At 47.0% G+C, this 1,668-nt stretch carries 2 protein-coding genes; both read right to left on the minus strand.

Annotated features, from left to right (window positions below):
- Positions 1–1,194: phage terminase large subunit family protein (locus tag VE944_RS11180; RefSeq protein ID WP_324976642.1), on the minus strand; the 1,194-nt coding region annotated here is incomplete at its 3' end.
- Positions 1,173–1,649, minus strand: coding sequence for a hypothetical protein (locus VE944_RS11185; protein WP_324976645.1), 477 nt, complete (start codon positions 1,647–1,649; stop codon positions 1,173–1,175). The genes VE944_RS11180 and VE944_RS11185, both read right to left, overlap by 22 nt.
- Positions 1,650–1,668: the final 19 nt, after the last annotated feature.

The following is a 1,668-nucleotide window of genomic DNA, read 5'->3' on the forward strand; positions in this document are numbered from 1 at the left end:
AGGTATTTCCCGCTCTAATGAACTAATTACGGCTGGGCCATTGGCTTTATCCTCAACTAGCTTGGCAGTGGAATTGGGATATTTAGCCGAGAGTGCGCGAATAGCTGCAATGGTGGTAGGGAAGTCCATGCGATCGCGTACTTGGTCAAGCAGGTAAAACTGTCCGCCGCGCTTACCCCAAACTTGACCCACCACATAATCAGATTTATTGGTGTCTTTGAATGTGCAGTCCCAAGATTGGATGACCATATCAAAGTCATCGGGTAAAACCTTGTAATACTTCCACCACGAGCGATTGAAGTGATTCCCTTCTAATGGGGAAGGACGTTGCTGATATAAGGCATTCCAGAAATATTCACCTAATCGTTTTTTGATTTTTGTGAGCTTGGCAAGATCAAACCGTTCTGGGCAAAGAGCTTCACCTGCTTGTCTCCAGTCCGGTTCTACAGTACAAGTAGCGGGAAATTTGGGCGCATATTCTTCCTTGATGGCTTCAAAATTGACGATGTGCCAGCGTTCCGGTTCATCCTCCGATTCCTGGCTGAGTTGCCAGCCAGCTAAATCATCCTCGGCCCAGCGAGTCATGACAATTAATATCGGTGCGTCAGGTTCGGCGCGAGTGTAAAAAGTAGAACCATACCAGTCCTGGTGTCCGCTTTTGATTGTTGCGCTGAGAGCTTCCTTCGCATTTTTTAGCGGGTCGTCAATAATTCCAGCACTCCCAAAACCCTTGCCAGTTATCGGCCCTCCAACGCCTGCCGCCCAACATCCACCACCTTCGGGAGTCTCCCAATTTTTGACAGCTGCTGCATCATCCCGCATCTTCCCGCCTATCTCGCCATAAGCATCTCTTGCCGCACGAGAAAAAGTGTAAGAAAGTTCAGCAGCATAAGAATTGAGTCCCACCCAAAGATGCGCGTGGCAATAGAGCAAGTAAGCTGGAAAAAGCTTAGAAACTAAGATTGTCTTTCCGTGACGAGGTGGCATAAAAACCATCACTCGCTTGAGTTCACCATTAGCCACACGTTGCAAAACGTTAGCCAGAACTATGCAATGGCGATACCACTTATACCTTGGGTAAACCTTGCCAACAAACTCTCGGAAGCTGAGGGTATGTGCATTAGCATTCTCAGTCTCAAAAAAAGTTTTAAGGGCTTCCTCCCACTGTTGCCTTACGCCCTTTTTCGTTGCCACGCATTTTTCAACTCAGCTAAAAATTCTTCAGGGCCAATATCAAGCTCAATGGCGCGTTCGACCAAATCAGCTACAGTTTCAGGTTTGAGTTTGCGCTTAAGTTCAATTAATTTCACGAGCGCTGTCGCCATGCTACCTTTGCCCAACTCTGCACCTGGTAGACTTCCGTGAATGTCAGCGATCGCACTTTCAACCACTTCAATATCATCCAACCCCCCAAAATTGCGTTGCCTGTATTCCGGTTTCGGAGCTTGAGTTCTAGGTTTTGGTTGAAGCTGAATAACGTTATTGTTTTTAGCATTTTGTCGATGTGCGTCCCAATTACCATATGCAGCCCAGCGATCGATAGTCCGGCGGGTAACACCAAGGACGGTGGCGATGTCTTCGGGTGACTCACCTGTAATATACTTTGCCTCAGCAAGTTTAATTTTGTCGCCGTCTTTTTTCCGAGACATTATTTAGGACAATATAGAA

Source organism: Nostoc sp. (assembly GCF_035638895.1).
Lineage (GTDB): Bacteria > Cyanobacteriota > Cyanobacteriia > Cyanobacteriales > Nostocaceae > Nostoc.